Genomic DNA, 20496 nt, shown 5'->3' with positions numbered 1-20496 from the left:
TCTTAGGACCCTTGCGGTCGGGTCGCGAAATCGTCGCTAACAAAGATCGTATTGTTTGACGCGCAATAGCCTATGTGGGGGTTAGAATTTGACCCACCACCACAGGCCGCGTTCAAATCGGCGCGCGCCTCAACGTCAGGAAGCTGCGCAAACAGCGCCTGCGCGGTTTGATGAACGGCCATCGGATCGGCAGCTACGGACTGGCAAACGGATGCGGCAAGTGCTGCTAGCATAAGGACAATTTTCATCACACCATCACGCGCACTTGCGCTGGCCGTGTCAAGCTGGCAGCACTGACATAATAACTTGGAACACCATAATGTCAGATACCATTCGCGCCGCCCTTTGGATGATCGGCGCAATCGTTTCGTTCACATCCATGGCCATCGCAGGCCGCGCAGTCAGCGTCGAGCTCGACACGTTTGAAATCATGATGTTTCGCAGCATAACGGGACTTGTCGTGGTGCTGATCGTGGCCAGCGTTGCGGGAACGTTGCGCCAAGTGAACCGCGAACAATTCAGTCTGCACGTCACCCGCAACCTTGCGCATTTCATTGGGCAGAACCTGTGGTTTTTTGCCCTGCCCCTGATCCCGCTGACGCAGCTTTTTGCTCTGGAATTTACTTCACCGATCTGGGTTATTCTGTTGGCGCCGTTTTTGCTGGGCGAGCGCCTTGCCCCAATCGGGGTTCTTGGCGCCGCGATGGGGTTCATTGGTGTGATGATCGTGACGCAGCCTTTTCAAACCGAAATATCGGTTGGCACCGTTGCCGCAGCCTGCGCCGCAGTGTCATTTGCCTTTACCGCGATCTTCACCCGCAGATTGACTCGTACACAATCCATCACCTGCATCATGTTCTGGCTGACATTGATGCAGGCGGTCTTCGGCATCATCGGTGCGGGCTATGACGGCGACATCGCCTTGCCGTCTGTCATTGCGTTGCCGTGGATCATTCTGATCGGGTTTGCAGGTCTTTTGGCGCACTTCTGTCTAACCAAGGCCCTGTCGCTGGCCCCTGCGAATATTGTCATGCCCATCGATTTCATTCGCTTGCCGGTCATCGCGATTGTCGCAGCGCAGATCTACGGCGAAGTGCTTGACCCATGGGTCTTTGTTGGGGCGGCGATCATTTTCGGAGCCAATTATTTGAATATTTCCTTCGGCCAGCGCCCTGTCAGATCAAAGTGACGTTACGGAGTTCGCATGAAATCGAGGCAAACGTATAGTACATGCTCAAAACATTTGACCAAAACGCAGCTCCTTCAGTAAAGAGAAAATAGGGAAAAACCATTCACTAGTGGTTAAGGGATGAGAAATATGAAAAATTTCACGACAGCAGGTGCGATCCTGTTTATGACACGAGCATCGCAACCGCAGGCGGTCTTGACCGTTCAGGCCAAGGCATTGGCGCTATTTTTGAAGACGGCGACTACGCAGAGCTGAGCTTTGGTTCTGTTTCACCAAGCATTTCGGGTGTTGGCTTTGCAACTGGTTTTGGCGGCGTTGGTGCATCATCTGGCAACATTGCAAATAGCTACGTCCAACTCGGTATGGCCTACAAATCGCAGCTGAATGATCAGTTCTCGTTGGCCATCATTTACGACCAGCCCTTTGGGGCGGATGTTGAATATGCAACGCCTGGATATGTCCTCGCGAGTCCACCACCTGGTGTTGTGGCGAATTCCGGCGCACGCGTCGAAAGTGACGGCATAACCGTTCTTGGTCGGTATGAGATCAACCAGAATTTTAGCGTTCATGGCGGCATGCGTTACATTCAAGCGAGTGGCTACTATAGCTTCACCTTGGCGGCGCCACCCGATGGTTATGCATCCAATTACGCAAGCAACGGTGGTTTTGGGTATGTTCTCGGCGGCGCGTATGAGCGTGACGACATCGCAATGCGTATTGCCCTTACCTATAGCAGCGAAATCGATCTAGAGCTCGCGGGTGATCAGGGTGGCAACACCCTCACAGCCAATCTGCCCGAAAGTGTTAACCTCGACTTCCAGACAGGCATCGCCGCTGACACGCTCTTGTTCGGCTCGGTCCGCTACGTCGCTTGGGACGGTTTCATGTTGGTTGACAGCAACAACCCAACACTCGTTGGTAATATCCTCGCCTATGATGATGACGTCTACACCTACAATATAGGTGTCGGTCGCCGGTTGTCGGATGCTTTTTCTGCATCGTTCGCAATTGGCTATGAAAAAGGCACGGGTGAAACGACAGGCAACCTTGGCCCAACGGACGGTTACATCAGTTATCAGATTGGCGGCGCCTATACGCTCAACAACGGTATCGAAATTTCCGGTGGTGTTCGTTACATTGATCTGGGTGATGCAGTCACGAACGCTCCCGTCAGCGGTGATTTCAGCGACAACGATGCTGTCGCAGTTGGCCTTAAGGTCGCATACAACTTCTGATACAGACTGGATCGTGATTTGGCCCCGTCTGTTTGCGCAGGTGGGGCTTTTTCGTTGCCCCGATCACTTGGTCACGCTAGCAAAGCCAGATGAAATACCAAACCGCCTCTGACTGGACAAATGCCGCGCAAAAACGCGTGTTGTTGTTCGCCATGTCCGGACTTGGGAAAACCCACGTGTCCGCGATGTTGCGCGATACGCGCGACTGGTTCCACTATTCCATCGATTACCGAATTGGCACGCGATACATGGGTGAATACATCGCCGATAACGCCAAGGCCGAGGCGATGAAGGTGCCGTTTCTGCGCGAACTGCTGCTGAGTGATAGCATCCACATCGGGTCAAACATCAGCTTTGATAATCTCACGCCGGTCAGCACCTATTTGGGCAAACCGGGTGACCGCTCTAAGGGCGGATTGGCGTTGGCGGAATACCAGCGCCGTCAGGATCAGTTCCGCCGCGCCGAAATCGACGCGTTGCGCGACACGCCGTATTTTATTGATCGCGCGCAGGCCCTTTATGGCTATCCGCATTTCGTCTGCGACACCGGTGGGTCGATCTGTGAATGGGTCGATGCGAACGATCCAGCCGACCCTGTGTTGAAAATGCTGTCCGACAGTTGCCTAATGGTCTGGATCAAAGGCAGCGATGATCACACATCAGACCTTGTTCAGCGTTTTGACAAAGCCCCCAAACCAATGGCCTATGAGCCGGAATTTCTTCTAGCTGCTTGGAACGAATATCTGATTGAAAACAAATTCGTAGAGGGTGATGTTGACCCAGATACGTTCATCCGCTGGACCTATGCGCGCGCGCTGGCGCACCGCCAACCCCGCTACGAAGCCATCGCAAAAAACTGGGGCATTTTCGTGCAGGCATCCGATATGGGATCCGTGCGCGACGAAGCCGATTTTGTGGCCGTTATCGCGCAGGGCCTTGCGGCACACAGCTAGCCAACTTACCAGCTTTCCAACACAGGACTAATAACATGCCCATCCGCCTCCCCAAATCTTTGCCCGCCTTTGACGTGTTGTCGCGTGAGGGCGTGATGGTGATGGGACAGACCGCGGCAGACCAACAAGATATCCGACCTATGCGGATAGGTATCCTGAACCTGATGCCCAAGAAAATTCAGACGGAAAATCAATTTGCCAGGCTGATTGGCGCCACGCCGTTGCAGATCGAACTGACGTTGATCCGCATGTCAGAACACGAGGCCCGAAATACGGCCGCCGACCACATGGAAGAATTCTACCGCACCTTCCAAGTGGTGAAGGATCAAAAATTCGACGGTCTTATCATCACCGGCGCACCTATCGAACACCTCGACTTTGAGGATGTCACCTATTGGGACGAGTTGTGCGAGGTTATGGATTGGACCCAAACAAACGTCCATTCCACTTTTGGGGTGTGTTGGGGCGGCATGGCGATGATCAACCATTTCCACGGCGTCAAGAAACACCTGCTGAAAGACAAGCTTTTCGGGTGTTACCGCCACATGAACTTCGCCCCTCAAAGCCCCTATCTTAGGGGGTTTTCTGACGAAATGGCGATGCCAGTCAGCCGCTGGACAGAGATGAAGCGCGACGAGATTGACGCCGCCGGCTTGAAGACGCTGCTGCATTCAGACGAAGTTGGTCCTGCGCTGGTTGAGGACCCCGATCATCGTGCACTTTATGTGTTCAATCATTTTGAATACGACAGCGACACGTTGAACCAAGAATACCTACGCGATTTGGCTTCAAACCAGATTGAGGGAGCGCAGATAAAGGTGCCGGTGAACTATTTCCCCAATGATGATCCAACCAAATCGCCGCCAAATCGTTGGCGTAGCCACGCACATCTCCTTTACGGCAATTGGATTTCTGAAATTTATCTGACGACGCCCTATGACATTGAACAGATTGGGCTGAGCAGCACCGACCTGCGCGCTGCGTCCGGTAGCGATCCCGACGTTACGGAATAACTGAAACTCTGTCAGCGCGGTTTGCGTTTCTTTTCGCGAACCCTATGTAAAAGCGTGAAACATGAAGCAGGTAGTGTCGGTGTCCGTAAAAATAATAGCCACCCTTTCAATCGCAGCCCTCGCCGGATGTGCGGTTCTGACTGATCGCCATTCTGGCGCCCGCGCGACTGCGGCAGAACGTGCGTTTCCGCCGATGGGTCAATTCATCGACGTGAACGGGCGCCAAGTACATGCCGTCGTCGCTGGCAGCGGTCCTGATGTGGTGTTGATCCACGGTGCAGGCGGCAATACCCGAGAATTCACATTCGCCTTCATGGATCGATTGACCGATCGCTACCGCGTCATCGTGTTTGACCGTCCCGGGTTGGGCTATACAGATCGTGTGTCAGAGGAGTTTGAAGGCGCGTTCAACACCGCCGCAGAAAGCCCAGCCCAGCAAGCCGCGATGCTTCAGGCAGCTGCCGCGCAATTGGGCGCGGGCACGCCCATCGTTGTGGGCCATTCCTACGGCGGCTCGGTCGCGCTGGCGTGGGCGCTGAACCACCCAGATAACGTCGCGGGCGTCGTCAACCTTGCCGGTCCGTCGCACCCATGGCCCGGAGATTTAGGCGCCTATTACAAGGTGAACGGGTCAGCCGTTGGCGGCGCCTTGGTGGCGCCAATGATTGCGGCCTTCGCGACACAAACACAGATCGAGGGCGCGATTGAGAGTATTTTTACACCGCAATCCGTGCCGGACGGATATATGGACTACATCGGCGCGATCCTCACCATCCGCCCCGCCAGCTTTCGCGCCAATGCGCGGCAGGTGAACAGCCTGCGCCCGCATATCGTTCAAATGGCAACGCGCTATGCGTCCGAATTTAGCGTGCCACTGGAAATCCTGCACGGCGATCTAGATACGACCGTGCCTCTCGACATCCACTCAATCCCGTTGAAAGCCGCCGTTCCTCACGCCAATCTAACAGTGCTGGAAGGCGTCGGACACATGCCACACCACGCCGTACCGGACCTGGTTGAGGCTGCGATTGATCGCATCGCGCTGCAAGCGCGATTGCGCTAAGCAGCGCGCGTCCGCATAGTGGACCAAACCCCTACAGACGATGAAAATATGAGGCCAATCTTATGACCGACCTGCCCTTTGACGGCCAAATCAGCCGTTATTTTCGCGAAGACGCGCCGCAGCCGGTCCGCGATGAGATAGAGGGCAAGAAAAAGGGCGAAATCCTCGCCACTGATTCCCCCTATGCCAAGAAATGGAAACGGGCGCACTATGATGCCGCCCTAGAGGCATTGCAGATCGAATTGGTCAAGATGCAAGCTTGGGTCCGTGAGACAGGACAGCGCGTCGCTATTGTTTTTGAGGGGCGCGATGCAGCAGGCAAAGGTGGAACGATCAAACGCTTCCGTGAGAACCTGAACCCGCGTGGTGCGCGACTGGTGGCGTTGGGCAAACCAACGGAGGCCGAGGCCGGTCAGTGGTATTTCCAACGCTACATCCAACACTTGCCCACCGCCGGAGAGATCGTATTTTTTGACCGCTCATGGTATAATCGCGGTGTCGTTGAAAAGGTTTTTAGATTTTGCAAGGATGAGCAGCGCGACAAATGGTTTGAACAGGTGAACCCGTTCGAACAGATGCTGGTCGACGAAGGCATCAAGGTTTTCAAGATTTGGCTGACGGTGGATCGTGCGGCGCAGTTGCAACGATTTATGGACCGCGAAAGTGACCCGTTGAAGCAATGGAAACTCAGCTGGATCGACGTTGAGGGTCTGAAAAAGTGGGACGCGTACACCACCGCGATTGTTGAGACTTTGGACAAGACCCACACCGATAACACGCCGTGGTTGGTTGTACGCAGCGCCGACAAGCGCCGCGCACGGGTGAACGCCATTCGCGCGGTGCTGCGCCAGTTGGATTACACCGGTAAAGATGCCAAAGCATTGGGTGAGGTCGATGACAAAATCGTCAGTGGGCCTGAATTTATAATGGAGTTTTCAGGTGGCTAAACGCGGCTATCATCACGGTGATCTGAAACGCGCCTTGGTCGATGGCGCGTTGCGTTTGATCGAAGAAAAAGGCCCGACGGGTTTCACCCTTTCTGAGGCCGCCCGCGAAGCTGGCGTGACCCCCGCCGCTGTCTATCGTCACTTTGAGGGGCGCGAAGACCTGATCGCCGAAGCCGCACGTCAAGGGTATGAGATTTTCGCCGATCTGATGGAATACGCCTACGCCAAAGGCCAGCCATCTGCGCTGGCGTCTTTCGAGGCCACGGGCCGCGCTTATCTTGCGTTCGCGCGCAAATATCCCGGACACTACGTGGCGATGTTTGAGTCAGGCATTTCAATCCAGCGCACGCCGGAACTCAACGAAGTGGCGACACGTGCGATGGGCGTGCTGGAACGTGCAGCTGTGGAACTTTCCAAGCACATTCCAGAAGAAAAACGCCCGCCACCACAAATGTTCAGCGCCCATATTTGGGCCCTGTCGCACGGGGTCGTGGAATTGTTCGCCCGCGGCAACCCCGGCACGAAATCACCGTTCCCGCCAGAAGAGTTGCTGGAATCCGGGATCGGGGTTTATCTGCGTGGCTTGGGGTTGGTGCGACCTGACAACGAGTAGTTGAACCTGTCGTTCTCGAATTTGCTTTGCAAATCCGATCCGCTGGAGGGCCAGCCCTCCAGACCTCCGGAGATATTTTTAAAGCAAAGACAAATCAAAAGACGGCGAAGAAAAAGGGCGCAACCGATTGGTGCGCCCCTCTTTGTGTCGAGCTGTTCTGAAAGCTTGGCGCTTGACAGATGAACTTCGTCCCTGTTGCCGGACATTGGGGTACTTTACCCCAGTCCGTGAAAGGGGCACCAAATGGGACAACATCGACGCAATTATACAGACGATTATAAGGCAGCTGCAGTTGAGCGGTTATATGAGCCTGGTGCGACGCAAGGCAGCGTTGCCAAGGAGCTTGGGATCACTGGGACGCAGCTGAAGACGTGGCGCTTGGAAATTGAGGCGTTTGGCTCAGTTGAAGCCAAACGGCGTCAGCAGGCGGATGCGGCTGAATTGCTCCACCTTCGCAAAGACAACAAGCGGCTTGCTGAGGAAGTGGAGATTTTGCACAAAGCATCCGCTTTTTTTCGCGGCGCGGGCGGTGAAACCATGACGAACAAGCGTGCTTTCGTCACCGCCCATAAAGCTCAATACGCGGTTTCAATATTATGCCGTCTTCTAGAGATATCCCGGGGCTGGTTCTACGGGTTCCCAGCCAGTCAGCCTGCACGTGATCAGCGTCAAGCTAATCGCGACGCTCGGGATCAGGCGTTGCTTCCCAAGATAAAAACCTTCTTCAAGGCCAGTAAGAAATGTTATGGATCAAAGCGTATTCACCAAGACTTACTGGCGGATAGTGAGGTCGTCTCCGAGCGCCGTGTTGCGAGAATAATGAAGGAACACAAGGTGTCCCCGCTTCTTCGCAAGCGTAGAAAGCCAATCACAACGGACAGCAATCATAAGCTGAAGCCATCCCCAAACTTGTTGGAACAGAAATTCCACAGCCAGACGCCTAATGCCGTTTGGCTGGCGGATATCACCTATATCGACACGGACGAAGGCTGGCTTTATCTGGCTGGCGTGAAGGACATGACCACGCGTGAGATCGTCGGTTGGGCGATGGAGGATCACATGCGTGCGGAGCTTTGCTGCGCCGCCCTCGAGATGGCTCTGGGACGCAGAGGCCCGGTTCCGGGATTGATACACCACTCCGATAGGGGCGGCCAATATGCTGGCGGGGACTATCGCAAGCTGATCAAAAAGGCGAAACTCACTCAATCCATGAGCCGCAAGGGCCAATGCCTCGACAATGCGCCGATGGAAAGCTTCTTTGCTTCATTGAAAAAGGAGATGGTTCACCAGCGGCGCTTTAGAACACACGCTGAGGCCAAGGCCGCCATCTTCGAATACATTGAGGTCTTCTACAACCGCCAGCGCCGTCATTCAGGCGTCGGCTACAAAACGCCAAAACAGGCTTTCGAAGATATGACTTGGAAAATGGCAGCATAGGGTCAATAAGCAAACTGTCCAGAAAACGGGACGAAGTTCACTTGCTCACCAATCACAGTGTCTACGTGTACCATAAATCGGCAACGGATGCGGTAGAAAAACTGACAATGGGTCTTCGCCCAGCTAGTAAACAAGGAGTCGCCGCTGGCCTTGAACTAATTAGACAGCAACTTGCCTGACAAATATATGGCTGGCCCATCTCAAAGGTGTTGAGCTACACATATCTACTTAAACAATTTAAAAAATTGTAGACCGCCCAGATTAACAACAGAATTTCTGCAGCATCACACGCCGAGGTTCACCTATCGACAAGGCTGGGAGCAATCTATAGCAGGGGCAAATAAGACACACTAAAGTTCAATATATAGGTTGCGGCCCACAAGCGGGCACATTATATTGAGAAAAAGGTCACTTTATGAAAAACTACCTCCTCGTTTCATCTGATACGTACGATGTTAATGATGCTGTTACTGCCTCTTACGCAATCGCAAGTGAACGCCTGAAACGAAAAGTCTGGCCTCTTTACAGGCGGACATCATTCGCTACGAAAATATTACATGGCGACTATTGCTTGATCTATACTGCAGGCGGGAAAAAAATCAGTCAGTGTGTTGTTGCCTCTGCCCGCGTGCACAGTGTCGAAAGAGGTCGACGATCAGATTTGTTTGAAATCGAAGAACTACTAGTTGACAGTCCTGACAGGGTAATAAATTTTGAAACTGTGAACTGGTTTCATAAACCGATCTCGCTCAGACCACTCCTGAAGAAATTGGAAATCACCAAATACACAGCTTAGGCTCAAGTTTCAAATGCAACACTCAGAGCCCTTTGGGCATAGGATGTTGTGATGGACATACGAAGCAAGCACCTCAGCAGCGAGGACCGTGGCGTGATATTAGCCGAGCATAATAGGGGCAGCAGTCAGCGGTTGATCGGCCAGCTTTTGCATCGCCCGGCGAGCACGATCTGCCGTGAGCTGGCGCGAGGTCGGCAGGAAGACGGCAGCTATTGCCCGCAAGCGGCGCGGCAGGCCTATGATGCCCGGCGTGCGCGCTGCCGCCGCAAGCGCAAGCTTGTGGAGGGGAGCGATCTTAATCGTTTCGTTCATGGCAAGCTCGTACATCTGCACTGGTCGCCTGAGCAGATTGCGCAGAGACTGCGTCTCATGAAGCCTGATGATCCATCCGCCCATGTGAGCCATGAGACCATCTATGCCGCGATTTACGCGCAGCCACGTGGTGGGCTGAAGGCGGCGATGATCGAGGCGTTGCGTCAAGCGAAGCCTAAGCGTGGGCTCAAGCGCAGGACAGCGGCGGGCAGTGCTATGGTCCCGGAATCATTGCGCATTATCAACCGCCCTGAAGAGATCGAAGCGCGACTGGTACCAGGCCATTGGGAGGGCGACCTCATCAAGGGCGCATTCAATCGCTCGTCAGTGGGGACCTTGGTCGAGCGCAAGACACGCTTTGTCATTCTTTGCAAAATGGACGGCAATGGGGCCGAGGCCGCGCTCGACAGCTTCACCCGCCAGATGAGACGACTACCCGCTGCTTTGCGCAAGAGCATGACCTACGACCGCGGCTCCGAAATGGCCTGCCACCCCGAACTCGCCAGACGGTTGAAGATCGATATCTGGTTCTGCGATCCGCATGCGCCTTGGCAGCGTGGCAGCAACGAGAACACCAACGGACTGCTGCGTCAGTACATGCCCAAAGGAACTGACCTGAACGGTGCAAGCCAAACATGGCTGAACGACGTTGCAAACCTGATGAACAACCGTCCGAGAAAAACTCTCGGTTGGAGAACACCCGCTGAAGCCATGGCCGACGAAATCGCGGCCTTCAAATCAACCGTTGCACTTGATGTTTGAATCCAAGCAGATAAGAATTGGGGCGCGTATATGCAGGGCGGATGTAAAATGCTTAGCGAAAAAGACGTTGCAGTAATTTTGAGTGTCGAGAGCGAAGTATGAAGACTATATCATTATTTTCTGGATGTGGCGGCATGGACTTTGGAATAAAGGCCGCTGGTTGTGACGTGGTTTTTGCAAATGATGTAATGAAATACGCTGCGGAAACCCATCGTAAATATTTTAAAGACACAGATTTCATCCATGGCGACATAAGAGAAATTAGCAATTTTCCAAGTACTGATCTAGTAGTTGGTGGATATCCATGCCAATCATTCTCAATGGGAGGAAATAGAAAACCTGAAAATGACCCGCGCACCTATTTATTTAAAGAATTTGCTCGTGCTGTTGAAGCAAGCAATCCAAAGTTCTTTATTGCCGAGAATGTATCAGGGCTAAAATCAGTACAGAATGGTCAATGGCTAAAACAACAGATAGATGTTTTTGAAGATATAGGAAATCACGGATACAATACGAGCTTCAAGATTATTAATTCACAGGACTACGGCGTCCCTCAACGAAGAAAGCGCTTATTTGTTATTGGTGTGCGTCGAGACTTAGGGGGTTACTTTCATTTCCCAACTGAAACGCATTGCAAGTTAGAAGATGTAAAGAAAACCGGTTTACTGCCCCATACTTCCCATGGAGAAGTAATTAAGCACTTGCCTAAGTGGCCCAGTGGAGAATTTTACGAGAGACCGCATGATCCGGAAGGTCACTTTTCTTGGTATTATATGTCTCGAAATCGAAAAGCTGAGTGGAATCGTCCGTCTTACACGGTGGTTGCAAACTTCAGGCATACAACGCTGCACCCAGCATCACCTACTATGAAGCTAACATGGTCTAACCTAGCTGATGGATTTAAGCAACGATGGGACTTTACTGACCATTTTGAGCACCTAGATCACGAGCCGGAAATGTTTAAGCTCGAAGAAGCAAGGCGTCTTTCATGGCGCGAAGCCGCTTGCATCCAGACTTTTCCCAGAGGATTTGAACCGGCAGGCGATCTTATGCGAAAATTTGAACAGATAGGTAACGCGGTACCTCCTAAATTAATTGAGGTAATCGCACACTGGTTAAAATCAGAGCAAGGACTAAAAGACTACGCGCCAACAGACGGAGTACAGAAAAAGGATAGCCAGCTAAAGCTACTTTAGGTTTCGTTTCACCATTTCATGATGAAGCTTAGGCTCAAGTTTCAAATGCAACACTCAGAGCCCTTTGGGCATAGGATGTTGTGATGGACATACGAAGCAAGCACCTCAGCAGCGAGGACCGTGGCGTGATATTAGCCGAGCATAATAGGGGCAGCAGTCAGCGGTTGATCGGCCAGCTTTTGCATCGCCCGGCGAGCACGATCTGCCGTGAGCTGGCGCGAGGTCGGCAGGAAGACGGCAGCTATTGCCCGCAAGCGGCGCGGCACCCTCCGTGCCAATAAGCGTGAGACAATTGACTGGCTAAAGTTTACACTTGAGGGCGTAGGAGAAGAACCATGGTTATGCCTTCACAATCACCACTTTCGCCAGATGCTGGATCTGGAGCCGTTTTGGCCCCGACGTCGCCTCCCCGCGTTGTTAATGCGCCGTTGGCTCCCACAGCGGAACTGACGAGCATCCCGAAGCGACGCAACTTCACAGCCAAATACAAACTGCGCATTCTGGATGAGACGGACCAAGTGGCAGACACTGGCGGGGTTTCCGCCATTCTACGGCGGGAGGGGCTTTATTCCTCTGCACTGACCGATTGGCGCCGTGCGCGGGCGGCCGGCACATTGGGTGCATTGCAGCCAATGCGCCGTGGCCCACAAAAGGCACCTGCCAATCCATTGCAAGCTGAGCTGGCCAAGGCCAACCGTGAGGTGACAGCCTTGCGGCGCCGTCTGGATCAGGCGGAAGCCATCATTGCCATCCAAAAAAAAGTGGCGGGACTTCTGGACGAGATGGAGCAGACGCAAGAGCGCAGCGGCAAATCATGATGGCCGTCGCGATTGCATTGCCCACCGGCAGCGGCTTGACCTCGGCTGTCTGCGCCGCGCTATCATTATCGCGCGCGAGCGTTCTTCGACAGCGTGCGGCGCTGACGGCACCACCACGCACACGCCCACCGCGCGCAGCGTCTTCGCGGGCTCTGCCGGAAAGGGAAAGAGACCAGGTATTGCACCACCTGCGCGAACCCCGCTTTGCGGATCAGACGCCCACAGAGGTCTTTGCCACCTTGCTGGATGAAGGCACCTATCTGTGTTCAATCCGCACGATGTATCGGATATTGGCCGCGCAGGGCGAAGTTGGCGAACGCCGCCGACAGCGCACACATCCCGTCTATCAAAAGCCTGAACTTCTAGCTGAAGCCCCCAATCAGGTCTGGTCTTGGGACATCACCAAGCTGAGGGGCCCGGTGAAATGGTCCTACTTCTATCTCTATGTCATCCTCGACATCTTCAGCCGCCGCGTTGTTGGCTGGCGCGTCGAGCACGCGGAGAGCGCCAGCCAGTTCAAAGAGCTGTTCATCGACGCGATGGAAAAACACGAGGTTCCACGCGATCAGCTGACATTGCATGCAGATCGCGGTGGGCCCATGAAGGCAAAGACGACAGCCCTGATGCTGGTTGATCTTGGTGTGCTCAAGTCCCACAGTCGGCCCCACACCTCCAACGACAACCCGTTCTCCGAAGCCCACTTCAAAACACTGAAATATCAGCCAGAGTTCCCCAAGAACTTTGAAACCATCGAGCAGGCTCGCGCATTCTGCCGCAGGTTCTTTGCATGGTATAACCAAGACCATCATCACGCCGGGATTGGTCTGATGACGCCCGACCAAATCCATTTTGGGCAGGCCCAAGAAATCTACACCGCGCGACAAGCAACACTAGACGCGGCATTCCTCGCCACGCCCGAACGCTTCGTACACAAACCACCAAAACCGCCTCAAATCCCGACCGCCGTCTGGATCAACCCACCAAAACCAACCGAAGAAACCCAAGCCTAAAGTCCAAAAGCCACTGTCTCAAAGTCGTTGACACGTTCCGGCAGGCCTATGATGCCCGGCGTGCGCGCTGCCGCCGCGAGCGCAAGCTTGTGGAGGGGAGCGATCTTTATCGTTTTGTTCATGGCAAGCTCGTACATCTGCACTGGTCGCCTGAGCAGATTGCGCAGAGACTGCGTCTCATGAAGCCTGATGATCCATCCGCCCATGTGAGCCATGAGACCATCTATGCCGCGATTTACGCGCAGCCACGTGGTGGGCTGAAGGCGGCGATGATCGAGGCGTTGCGTCAAGCGAAGCCTAAGCGTGGGCTCAAGCGCAGGACAGCGGCGGGCAGTGCTATGGTCCCGGAATCATTGCGCATTATCAATCGCCCTGAAGAGATCGAAGCGCGACTGGTACCAGGCCATTGGGAGGGCGACCTCATCAAGGGCGCATTCAATCGCTCGTCAGTGGGGACCTTGGTCGAGCGCAAGACACGCTTTGTCATTCTTTGCAAAATGGACGGCAATGGGGCCGAGGCCGCGCTCGACAGCTTCACCCGCCAGATGAGACGACTACCCGCTGCTTTGCGCAAGAGCATGACCTACGACCGCGGCTCCGAAATGGCCTGCCACCCCGAACTCGCCAGACGGTTGAAGATCGATATCTGGTTCTGCGATCCGCATGCGCCTTGGCAGCGTGGCAGCAACGAGAACACCAACGGACTGCTGCGTCAGTACATGCCCAAAGGAACTGACCTGAACGGTGCAAGCCAAACATGGCTGAACGACGTTGCAAACCTGATGAACAACCGCCCGAGAAAAACTCTCGGTTGGAGAACACCCGCTGAAGCCATGGCCGACGAAATCGCGGCCTTCAAATCAACCGTTGCACTTGATGTTTGAATCCAAGAAGTCCTTCAGTGATCATCCTAGAGTCATCAGGCCAGTAGTCATGCACTCTGTCAAAAGTGTCGAGCCTTTTAGGTGTTTCAAGCTCAAAAATTTGCGACGAGAATAAAGCATCAACTGCTCTTGGGTAATATTTTAGTTGCCCCCCTGACAGACCATACCAATCAAAAATTACTTTACCAGGATCTTTGGAAACGTAACCTCTTAATGCTCGGCCAGAGTAAATCCATCGATCAACTTTAGGGAATACAAGAGGAAATGAATGAATTTGATACTGTCGTACATCCTGATCGCACTGTTGGCGATAGGAAACACATAAATAAGTAGACGACGACAGGTCCAATTTTATCTGAGAGTTTTCCTCTTCATAAATCTTTTTTCCTTCAACATGCCAGTTGTGGATCGTTTGAAGAACACAATCACCAACTGCCGAAGGCTGTTCTTTATTTCGAAAATTAGCTTCGGTAAATCCCAACTAAGCATCTAGAGCATCGAACATTTTGGCGGGTGAGTTTGCGATTTCCATATAAACACGCTCGCCATTAACCAATCCATCAAAATTACGCCGGGAAAGTTGTTTCGACTTAACTGATATCCCATAGGCAATTGAGGAATCATCTAGAGACAGCGCAACTAAGTCAAAGATACTCTTACTTTCTGGTGGAGGATCACCCGTAAACAATTCTGAGAATACTCGTTCAATTTGCCGCCAGTTCGGACGTGTATGCCCATCAGGATCGCGTTCGGCACCACTACCGTCCCGAAATGTACTAAGCATCAAACGAATAGCCTCTAATTCAGCCCAAAGAGGATCGCGTGTTATAACGGGAAGTGTCATGAAAACCTACATAATGTCTATTTTAGATTATCTATCATGCACTAGTATTTGAGTCACGTATGTTATTGCGATGCAGACTACTGCAACCGTTTTCTGAGGCTAAGCAAAGCTTAAATCTATAATATCATGACTCAGAAGCGCACAAATGGTCCGGTCAGTTGCGACTGACATAAAACCGTCGTTCACACACCGTAGCCCCGCCACTAAGCGCTGTACGCTCCCACTACATCAAACTTTGATGTAAGCCTAATCGTCCAAGCCCGCATAAGCAGCCCGCACTTCAGCATCACCTACCGTTGTTGTGCGCTGTGTGCTGTAAGCTTATTAGTTGTATCGACGCTCTTTTCAAAAATAAAGCTTTTTCCACAAACGGCTTGTAAAACTTGTCAGTGTCCAACCCAGTGAGCTTATGAAAATTTTGATGGCTTTGCGAAAGTTGACTGATCGTTAATTGACTTTGAAAGCGAGTCGTTTGTTTTTTTAAGAGGGCAAATATTTCTTCAATTTCCGCCTTAGTTTCGGTTAAAAAATCCATCGATACTGATCCGATCTTGAAAAATGCAAATATCTGCGTCTTTCCATCATCCAACTTAAGCCAATCATCTGCCAGAGGAACTTCTACAGTTAACGAGCGCTCACCCAACGCTTTAAACAAATACCTCTCCCCAACTCCACCTTTGATTGTTGCCGGAAAATTTAACGATCCCGTTTCTGCATCTTTAGCTTCAAATATGAGAGGCTGGTCAAAGCTTAATCCCGTTAAACAAACAGAATGTGAATGCCAATTTCTAACTTCAGCTGTAAAGCTGCTGTCAAGCTTTTCACCCATTATGAACGGCCAAGTATCATCTAGCAGCTCATCCCAGTCTTCCTGCTCAACTTCAGTCCCTCCACCAAAGACGGTGCCCTCGTAACCTATGTGCGTGTTCAAGCCTTTAAAATCATCAAGCATGGCTTTTACGGCGTTGTTGATATCTAAAGTTGTCATTGTTAACTCAACCAACCGCACACATAGACATGGCTGCTGTTCTGTATGACTGAAGAATACCGTCGAGTGCTGACATGAATACTGCGCCCTGCTGAAAAGTTCTTTTTTGCAGCCTAGCCTTGCACTTTCGGAGCTATGACTGAATCTGGTGTTTGAGTGGTTTGAAGGTTGGCGGCGTATCTGGTTGAATTGTTGTTGGAAGACAGCAGCCCAACCAAAGGAGATACACCACCATGGGAACTACTAACATTGTTGATTTTGCGCGTCGAGACGAGATGACGGACGCGTTGACGGAGTTGCTGAAAACGGGAGCACAACAATTGATCGCGACAGCAGTTGAGGCTGAGCTTGTCAGTTATTTGGCGCAATTTACCGGCTTACGCACCGATGCCGGTCACGCGGCAGTCGTGCGTAATGGACATCATCCGGCCCGCCCGTTTCAAACGGGCATTGGCCCTGTGAGCGTGCGCATTCCAAAGGTTCGGTCCAAGGACGGCACACCGGTGACATTCCGGTCTGCCCTGGTGCCGCCCTATGTGCGCCGCACGAAGACGCTGGAAGCGGCCTTGCCATGGCTTTACCTCAAAGGGATCTCCAGCGGCGAGATGGCTCCCGCCCTCAAGGTTCTTCTGGGCCCAGATGCCGTTGGCTTGTCGGCTAATACGGTTTCGCGTTTAAAACGCGATTGGGCCAATGAATACGAGGCTTGGAAAGGCGCTGAGTTAGATGACGAGCCCATCGTCTATATCTGGGCCGACGGCGTTCACAGCGGCCTTCGGGGCGAGGATGACAAGCTCTGTGCCCTTGTTATTATTGGGGTAACTGCCCGTGGCAAGAAGCGATTTCTGGCAATTGAGGATGGGGTGCGCGAGTCCACGCAGAGCTGGCGCGAGGTTCTGCTTAACCTCAAAAGCTGAGGCATGAATGCGCCCAAACTGGCCATCGGGGACGGTGCCATGGGGTTTTGGGCGGCCATGGACGAAGTCTATCCTGAGACCCGCCATCAACGCTGTTGGCAACACAAAACGATGAACGTGCTCAATTGTTTACCCAAGCTGTCTCAGCCAAAAGCCAAGGCCGCGCTGCACGACATCTAGCAGGCCGAGACCAAAGTCGATGCAGAAAAGGCGTTCGATCTGTTCATCAAAACCTACGAACCCAAATACCCCAAGGCCACACTATGCCTGCAAAAAGATCGTGAGGAACTCATGGCATTCTTCGACTTCCCGGCGCAGCATTGGCAAAGCATCCGCACTAGCAATCCAATTGAATCGGCCTTCGCGACGATCCGGCATCGTACCAAGCGTTCAAAGGGCTGCCTGTCACGCGATGGCATGCTGCACATGATGTTCAAACTGGGGCAATGTGCTGAGCAAAATTGGAGGAAGCTACGCGGCTTTGACTACCTCGCAAAAGTCATCACAGGCGTCACGTTCAAAGACGGAATCGAAACCACAAACCCCGACCAGATCACCGCATGACCAACAATACTCAAACACCAGATTTGACAATAACTCGCACTTTCGTTTTTGAAAGCATGAAAGCGCATAGCTTGCTCACGCCTGTCCATCTATCAGTTGTGCTTGTGCCGTACGCCTAAAACTAGCGTCACTAAGCCGCCAACCAACGCCTTTGCCCACCAATACTGCTAACCCCGTCCAAAACGTGTTTTACGCTGCGCTTTAACCGATGTGCGTTACTTCAAACTTTGAAGTTAGCGCCTGCGTTTTGCAGCGGCCTGCATCGCCTCAAGCTTCCTGCGCGCCCGGTCAGCTTCAGTTGCACTTGTTGCCGCCACTACGCGCTGTACGACACCATTAATAAAAATCGTCCAAACCACTGCTAGCAGCCCGCACTTCAGCCTCATCTACCATTGTAGTTCGTCGTGTACCCCCTGCCGTAACCAGCGCGTCCTCATCCTGCATCACGCCTTTGCGCACATAATGCGCCTCCAAATACTGCCGACCAGTGCCCATGTTCGTAGCAATAATGTCAAAAGCACGTACATTTAAGCCCAGTTCAATCAACCGCTGCTCGGCATAGTAATGACGCAAGCTGTATGCAGTACGTCTATCGCCGTTGTCGTCCAACAGCACACCAGCCTCCCTAAACAGCTTGGGAACAGATTTATAAAAGCCCTTGTTTGCTTTTCCTTCCACGTCACAAAACAGCAAATCAGCTTCTGCATCGGTGCCTGTTAGCTCGATCAGCGCGTCATACCAAGTTATCAAACTGGGCTGTGACGAAACGATTCGTGAGCCAGTTTTTGTATCTTTTGGGACTGTGATGCGCAGCATTAGCTGTTCATATTGTTCAGTCTTACCGATCCAAACATCTCTGTGCCGGAGTTTGAGAGCTTCACCTGTGCGCATTCCTGTCAGCGCTAGCCAATGCAAATAGATTTGAAGAAGCTTGCGTTGATACAGATGCTTGGAATGTACCCGCTTGTCTGCATCCCCCCGTCCAACAACCCAACGCTGCATGTACTCACGCAACTGCTGCCATTCCGCTTCGTCAAAACTCGGCCTGCGCGTTGCAGCAATGCGTTGTCGCGCAAATGGATTTTCGATTATTGGTTGATAGGTAATATGCTTATGAGCGTTGCCCCAACCAAATATTTCACGCAGCGCACTCTGCTCCATGTCCAACGTTTTCTTGCTGGGATTAAGTGCGTAGTTTGGATGCTTTTTCTTTTCAGCTGCGCTGGCCATAGTCCAGTAAGCCATGCGCCAAGCCCAGTAGCCATTCACGTACGCTTGGTTTATGTCGCCTATCTTCTTGTCGCCAAAATAAGCTAGCCAGTACCGTTTGCTTTGCTTTTCAAACCAAACAATGCGCTCTGTTTGCCCCGTCCTGCCCTTCGCAGCAAAACTCGCCACCAGCCTCCGCTTCTTCTCGTCCCACCAAAGCGCGCAGGGCAATCGCGTTTGGCTCATGTTGTTGCCAAGTCACTGAGAATGCTGCGTAAGAAGGTGGTGTCCCAGCCTGCACGTTTGATTTTTATGGAGAGAGAGCCCTTGGATGTGTCACGCCGGAGGACGTCGAGTGCGCGGCGACGTAGAACGGCGATGTTGCCGGGACCGTTGTCTTTCCGATTGCGTGCGGCGTCCTCGCGGAAAGACACATCCAACTGCCAATGAAGGGCATTTTCGATGGCCCAATGGTCGCGGACAGCGGCCAACAGCACCTCAGGTGTGGGAACCCAAGACAGCGCGAAGTAGCGGGTCTCTGAGGTCACCTTTCCGCCCGTCTCTCTGGTCGCCTCGATGCGACCGAACCCCTTGAGGCCAGGGAATTCGTGGTATTCTGCCAATGCCTTAGCCGATACCACGACCGCCTTACGGGTTTCTTTTCTTCCATGGCCGGTATTTTCCGTAACGGCTGTTGGATCGCTTTTGTGCCCCTTGCTGAAACATCCACGGGCGTCAGACAACAGGGATTCCTGGTTACCCTTGAGGGCGAGGCACCAATCACCGCCGCCTGCGTTGATTGCGGCAACCGTGCGGCGGTTGCAATGTAATGCATCACCGGTGACCACCTTGCCCCGCAGATCGATCAACCCAAGCGCCTCTATGGCCGCGCTGAGTTCTGTGCCTCGATCGGCAGGTACTGTCGCCAACGTCAGGCGCAGCCGCGAGGCATAGGCTGAGACCATCATGCGGGTCCGTGCGCTTTCGCCCGGGTCGCGCGCACCCCGTAACGCTTTGCCGTCAATCGCGATGATATCACCGTCTTTGAGGAGCTTGGTCACATCGGCAAGTACCTTACTGAAGGCCGCATCGAGTGCCTTCGGGTCGATGATCCGGAAGACCTCCGAGAAGGTATCATGCGATGGAATGGCATGCTTGAGTTTCAGGAAGTTCCTGAAAAAGCTCTCTTTTGCACGGCCAAATGCGGCCATCTCGGCGCAGGAGGTCGATCCACATAAGACCGACACGAAGGCGATAACGAGCAGTTCACCAAGGTCGTGGCGCACGTTACTGGCGCGCGGATCAGGAACTTCGTCGAAGGCGGATAGAAAAATATGCATGGCGATGAGCACCCGATGAGAACAACCACCCATCCAGAATCCATCCCGCCATCACCTGCAAGAGCAATCCTTTACTCACTCAGTTCCAAACGCGATTCCCCTGCCAAAGCGCGTAGAGATCAGCAAATAACAATTCAACAACTGGCCTGTTGTCTTTTACACGCAAGCGCAGCTCGTCAAACTTATCCAAAGCAATCCGTTGTGCTTCTTCCAAGTCGTTCTCGTTTGTTGTCGATTGCCAGTACGTGAATTTGTTGCCGTGTATGTCGCGCATTCCATGTACATGGATCCGCATGTGATAGATTGGACGTTTGCTGTTGGCAGCACGATGAAACAGCAAAATCTGCCCGTTTTTCATCTCAACCTTGTTCAAGAGTTATTGTCAAATCTGGTGTTTGAGTATTGT

19 protein-coding genes and 3 pseudogenes are annotated in these 20496 nt (G+C 52.8%); 15 read left to right on the top strand and 7 right to left on the bottom strand.

The window, feature by feature from the left end; genetic code table 11:
* Positions 1-2: 2 nt before the first annotated feature.
* The gene (locus tag OA238_RS10405) at positions 3-248 is read right to left on the bottom strand and encodes a hypothetical protein (RefSeq protein ID WP_044036646.1); all 246 of its coding nucleotides are present in this window, start codon (positions 246-248) and stop codon (positions 3-5) included.
* Positions 249-319: 71 nt separating this feature from the next.
* Between OA238_RS10405 and OA238_RS10400 the strand changes: the two genes are divergently transcribed.
* From OA238_RS10400 to OA238_RS10335, 14 genes and pseudogenes are all read left to right on the top strand, one after another.
* The gene (locus OA238_RS10400; protein WP_015495130.1) at positions 320-1189 is read left to right on the top strand and encodes a DMT family transporter; all 870 of its coding nucleotides are present in this window, start codon (positions 320-322) and stop codon (positions 1187-1189) included.
* A 129-nt stretch (positions 1190-1318) separates the two neighbouring features.
* Positions 1319-1444, top strand: a complete 126-nt coding sequence (locus tag OA238_RS34465; RefSeq protein WP_275450497.1) for a hypothetical protein — start codon at positions 1319-1321, stop codon at positions 1442-1444.
* Between the two features lie 143 nt (positions 1445-1587).
* Positions 1588-2424 carry a transporter gene (locus tag OA238_RS10395; protein WP_245581490.1) on the top strand — a complete coding sequence of 279 codons (837 nt, stop codon included), beginning with the start codon at positions 1588-1590 and terminating at the stop codon, positions 2422-2424.
* Between the two features lie 89 nt (positions 2425-2513).
* On the top strand, positions 2514-3377 hold the full coding sequence (locus tag OA238_RS10390; protein ID WP_015495128.1) for a hypothetical protein: 864 nt from the start codon (positions 2514-2516) through the stop codon (positions 3375-3377).
* Positions 3378-3412: 35 nt separating this feature from the next.
* Entirely contained in the window at positions 3413-4390 is a 978-nt protein-coding gene (locus OA238_RS10385; RefSeq protein ID WP_015495127.1) for a homoserine O-succinyltransferase, read from the top strand.
* A 61-nt stretch (positions 4391-4451) separates the two neighbouring features.
* Positions 4452-5453, top strand: a complete 1002-nt coding sequence (locus OA238_RS10380; protein ID WP_015495126.1) for an alpha/beta fold hydrolase — start codon at positions 4452-4454, stop codon at positions 5451-5453.
* Between the two features lie 62 nt (positions 5454-5515).
* On the top strand, positions 5516-6400 hold the full coding sequence (gene ppk2, locus OA238_RS10375; protein WP_015495125.1) for a polyphosphate kinase 2: 885 nt from the start codon (positions 5516-5518) through the stop codon (positions 6398-6400).
* Positions 6393-7013, top strand: a complete 621-nt coding sequence (locus OA238_RS10370) for a TetR/AcrR family transcriptional regulator (protein WP_015495124.1) — start codon at positions 6393-6395, stop codon at positions 7011-7013. The genes ppk2 and OA238_RS10370 overlap by 8 nt, the downstream gene beginning before the upstream one ends.
* Positions 7014-7256: 243 nt before the next feature.
* Positions 7257-8450 (top strand): IS3 family transposase, encoded by a 1194-nt coding sequence (locus tag OA238_RS10365; RefSeq protein ID WP_015495123.1) that lies wholly within the window; start codon positions 7257-7259, stop codon positions 8448-8450.
* A gap of 847 nt (positions 8451-9297) precedes the next feature.
* Entirely contained in the window at positions 9298-10320 is a 1023-nt protein-coding gene (locus OA238_RS10355) for an IS30 family transposase (RefSeq protein ID WP_015494242.1), read from the top strand.
* 98 nt (positions 10321-10418) lie between these two features.
* Positions 10419-11516, top strand: coding sequence for a DNA cytosine methyltransferase (locus tag OA238_RS10350; protein ID WP_015495121.1), 1098 nt, complete (start codon positions 10419-10421; stop codon positions 11514-11516).
* 83 nt (positions 11517-11599) lie between these two features.
* Positions 11600-11779: pseudogene (locus OA238_RS30055) on the top strand (helix-turn-helix domain-containing protein); the annotation flags it as partial.
* Positions 11780-11851: 72 nt separating this feature from the next.
* A protein-coding gene (locus OA238_RS10340) for an IS3 family transposase (RefSeq protein ID WP_085982719.1) occupies positions 11852-13344 on the top strand; the annotation gives its coding sequence in 2 pieces (ribosomal slippage) (positions 11852-12302 and positions 12302-13344; 1494 coding nt in all).
* A 38-nt stretch (positions 13345-13382) separates the two neighbouring features.
* Positions 13383-14228: pseudogene (locus OA238_RS10335) on the top strand (IS30 family transposase); the annotation flags it as partial.
* Here OA238_RS10335 and OA238_RS31675 read toward each other — a convergent pair.
* The 3 genes from OA238_RS31675 to OA238_RS10330 all read right to left on the bottom strand — a co-directional run bounded on the left by OA238_RS31675 (position 14200) and on the right by OA238_RS10330 (position 16060).
* Entirely contained in the window at positions 14200-14709 is a 510-nt protein-coding gene (locus tag OA238_RS31675; protein ID WP_015495119.1) for a hypothetical protein, read from the bottom strand. The pseudogene OA238_RS10335 and the gene OA238_RS31675 overlap by 29 nt on opposite strands.
* Entirely contained in the window at positions 14710-15072 is a 363-nt protein-coding gene (locus tag OA238_RS31670) for a hypothetical protein (RefSeq protein ID WP_015495118.1), read from the bottom strand.
* A gap of 286 nt (positions 15073-15358) precedes the next feature.
* Positions 15359-16060 (bottom strand): hypothetical protein, encoded by a 702-nt coding sequence (locus tag OA238_RS10330; RefSeq protein ID WP_015495117.1) that lies wholly within the window; start codon positions 16058-16060, stop codon positions 15359-15361.
* A gap of 233 nt (positions 16061-16293) precedes the next feature.
* Here OA238_RS10330 and OA238_RS10325 point away from each other — a divergent pair.
* Positions 16294-17541: pseudogene (locus OA238_RS10325) on the top strand (IS256-like element ISOan6 family transposase).
* 336 nt (positions 17542-17877) lie between these two features.
* Here OA238_RS10325 and OA238_RS10320 read toward each other — a convergent pair.
* Genes OA238_RS10320 through OA238_RS10310 form a run of 3 tightly spaced genes read right to left on the bottom strand, consistent with a single transcriptional unit; the run spans position 17878 to position 20463 of the window.
* Positions 17878-18996 carry a site-specific integrase gene (locus OA238_RS10320; RefSeq protein WP_015495116.1) on the bottom strand — a complete coding sequence of 373 codons (1119 nt, stop codon included), beginning with the start codon at positions 18994-18996 and terminating at the stop codon, positions 17878-17880.
* Positions 18993-20123, bottom strand: a complete 1131-nt coding sequence (locus tag OA238_RS10315; RefSeq protein ID WP_015494934.1) for an ISAs1 family transposase — start codon at positions 20121-20123, stop codon at positions 18993-18995. Before OA238_RS10315 ends, OA238_RS10320 begins: the two co-directional genes overlap by 4 nt.
* A gap of 46 nt (positions 20124-20169) precedes the next feature.
* Positions 20170-20463 carry a hypothetical protein gene (locus OA238_RS10310; RefSeq protein WP_144055880.1) on the bottom strand — a complete coding sequence of 98 codons (294 nt, stop codon included), beginning with the start codon at positions 20461-20463 and terminating at the stop codon, positions 20170-20172.
* Between the last annotated feature and the right edge of the window lie 33 nt (positions 20464-20496).

Origin of the sequence: Octadecabacter arcticus 238 (genome assembly GCF_000155735.2) — a bacterium.
Classification (GTDB): domain Bacteria; phylum Pseudomonadota; class Alphaproteobacteria; order Rhodobacterales; family Rhodobacteraceae; genus Octadecabacter; species Octadecabacter arcticus.
This window is presented reverse-complemented; position numbering and strand designations above follow the sequence as displayed.